Origin of the sequence: Streptomyces sp. NPDC088554 (assembly GCF_044752945.1) — a bacterium.
Taxonomy (GTDB): domain Bacteria; phylum Actinomycetota; class Actinomycetes; order Streptomycetales; family Streptomycetaceae; genus Streptomyces.
Genome location: NZ_JBIVMF010000080.1, coordinates 1 through 3,008 on the forward strand (window position 1 = coordinate 1; position 3,008 = coordinate 3,008).

Here is a 3,008-nt window from a genome sequence, read left to right on the forward strand (position 1 = left end):
GCGTTGGCGATGGACCCGCAGCAGCGGCTGCTCCTCGAAACGGCGTGGGAGACGTTCGAACGCGCCGGCCTCGACCCAACCAACCTCAAGGGCAGTCGTACGGGTGTTTTCGTGGGCGGCTTCGCGCAGGATTACGGGCCCCGGCTGCACGAGACGGCCGAGGGGAACGAGGGCCACTCGCTGACCGGTACGACCCCCAGCGTGATGTCGGGCCGTCTGTCGTACACATTTGGTTTCGAGGGTCCGGCGGTGACGGTCGACACGGCCTGCTCATCGTCTCTGGTGGCTCTGCACCTGGCGGCGCGGGAGTTGAGGGCGGGTGAGTGTGACATGGCGCTCGTCGGCGGCATCACGATCATGTCGACGCCGGGCATCTTTGTCGAGTTCTCCCGACAGGGCGGTATGTCCGCCGACGGCCGCTGCAAGTCCTTCTCAGCCGACGCGGACGGCGCTGGCTGGGGTGAGGGCGTCGGCATGCTGCTTGTCGAGCGGCAGTCCGACGCCGAACGGAACGGCCACCGGATCCTCGCGGTCGTCCGTGGCTCGGCCGTCAACCAGGACGGTGCCTCCAACGGGCTCACCGCCCCCAACGGCCCCGCGCAGCAAAGGGTCATCCGCCAGGCCCTGGCCAACGCCCAATTGATCACGAGCGACGTGGACATGGTCGAGGCGCATGGTACGGGTACCCGGTTGGGTGACCCGATCGAGGCACAGGCAGTGTTGGCGACGTACGGCCAGGACCGTCCCGAGGACCGGCCGCTGTGGCTCGGTTCCCTGAAGACCAATATCGGGCACACGCAGGCTGCCGCGGGTGTCGCGGGCATCATCAAGACGGTGCTGGCGCTCCAGCACGGTCTGCTGCCGAAGACACTCCACGTTTCGGAGCCGACCCCTGAGGTGGACTGGTCGGAGGGTGCGGTACGGCTGCTGACCGAGGCCCAGGAGTGGTCGGACGCGGAGCGTCCGCGCCGGGCGGGTGTCTCGTCGTTCGGTATCAGTGGTACCAATGCGCACGTCATCCTGGAGCAGGCGCCTGCGGCTGTTGAAGCGGTGTCCGGGAGTGTTGCGCCGGTTGTGGTGCCGTGGGTGGTGTCGGGTCGGGGTGCGGCGGGTCTGCGGGGGCAGGCGGAGCGGTTGCGTTCGTACGTCACCGAGCACCCCGAGCTGGACCCGGCCACCGTGGGCCGCTCGCTCGTTGGTACGCGGGCGGTGCTGGAGCAGCGTGCGGTGGTGGTCGGCCGGGGACGGGATGAACTCCTCTCGGGGCTGGCGGAGTTGGCTTCTGCTGAGTCGGGGTCGATCGCGGGTTCGGCGGCTGGTGCGGGTGCGGGTGTGGTGTTTGTGTTCCCGGGGCAGGGTTCGCAGTGGCTGGGGATGGCTGCTGGTCTGCTGGGTTCGTCGCCGGTGTTCGCTGCTCGTATCGCTGAGTGTGAGCGGGCTTTGGGTCTGTGGGTGGACTGGTCGTTGTCCGCGGTTCTCCGTGAGGGTTCCGGTGTGGATCCCGTGTTGTGGGCGCGGGTGGATGTGGTTCAGCCGGTGTTGTGGGCGGTGATGGTGTCGTTGGCGGAGGTGTGGCGTTCTCGTGGTGTCGTGCCGGCTGCTGTGGTGGGTCATTCGCAGGGTGAGATCGCGGCTGCTGTGGTGGCAGGGGCGTTGTCGTTGGAGGACGCGGCACGGGTGGTTGTCCTGCGCAGCCGTCTGATCGGCCGCGAGCTGTCGGGCCTCGGTGGCATGGCCTCGCTGGCCGTCACGCAGGAGCGGGCTTCTGAGCTTCTGCGGGGACGGGAGGGTTTGTCGGTCGCGGCGGTCAATGGGCCGAATTCGACTGTGGTGGCAGGGGATTCGGCTGCTCTGGATGTGTTGGAGGTGGATTGTGAGCGTGAGGGGGTCCGGTTCCGTCGTATCGATGTCGATTACGCCTCGCACTCCGCCCACGTAGAGCGCATCGAGACGGAGCTTCTGGCCGAGCTGGCCGGTATCGCGCCGGTCGCGGGTGGTGTGTCGTTCTGGTCGACGGTCACGGCCGAGGTCACGGACACGGCTGGTCTGGATGCTGCTTACTGGTACCGCAACCTGCGCCACACGGTCCGGCTGAGCGATACCGTACGGGCCCTGTACGAGGCCGGGCATACGGTGTTCGTGGAGGTCAGCCCACATCCGGTGCTGACGGGCGCGGTCCAGGACACGGTGGACGATGACCGTGCCCTGGTCGTCGGCTCCCTGCGCCGGGATCGGGAGGAGGAACGCGAACTCCTCCTATCCCTCGGCCGGTTGTATGCGCATGGCGTTCCGGTTGACTGGTCCGCGTTCCTCGGTGAGGGCCCGACGGCCGATCTGCCGACGTACGCCTTCCAACACCGCCGCTATTGGGTAAAGGTAGCTGCTGGTGGCAACAGCGCTCGCAGCATGGGCTTTTCGTCCCCCGGCCACCCGTTGCTTGGTGCAGCCGTGGCGCTGGCTGACGGCAACGGCTTCCTGCTCAGCGGCGTGTTGTCGGTGCAGGCGCAGCCCTGGCTGGCTGACCACATTGTCGGCGGCGCGATCATCGTTCCGGGTACGGCCCTGGTTGAGATGGTCAGCCGTGCGGGTGATGAGGTCGGCTGCACGGGAGTGAACGAACTCTCCCTCATGCAACCTCTGTTCATCACCCAGAGTGGTGGCCTCGCTGTTCAGATCACGGTTGGCGCGGCGAACGACGAGGGCCAGCGACCGGTGAGTGTCCATTCTCGGCCACAGGCCGCCGACATCGCCGAGCCATGGGTCCGGCATGCTCAGGGCACCCTCGGTAGTGGCGCGCAAGCTCCCGCTGAATGGGATGCGACAGAGGAGTGGCCGCCACGAGACGCTTTGCCGCAGGACTTGGAGCGTGTGTATGACCGGCTCGCGAGCGACGGTGCTGGTTACGGCCCCGCTTTCCATGGGCTGCGGGCGGTGTGGCGGCGCGGTGCGGAGGTGTTCGCCGAGGTCGAACTGCCTGAGGTGGTACGGGAGGAGGCGGGCGCCTATGG

Annotated in this window: 1 protein-coding gene; it reads left to right on the forward strand. The window is 67.7% G+C overall.

The genetic code is table 11. The features are described from left to right. On the forward strand, positions 1 to 3,008 hold a 3,008-nt coding region (locus ACIP8W_RS31795), incomplete at both ends, for a type I polyketide synthase (RefSeq protein WP_402205883.1).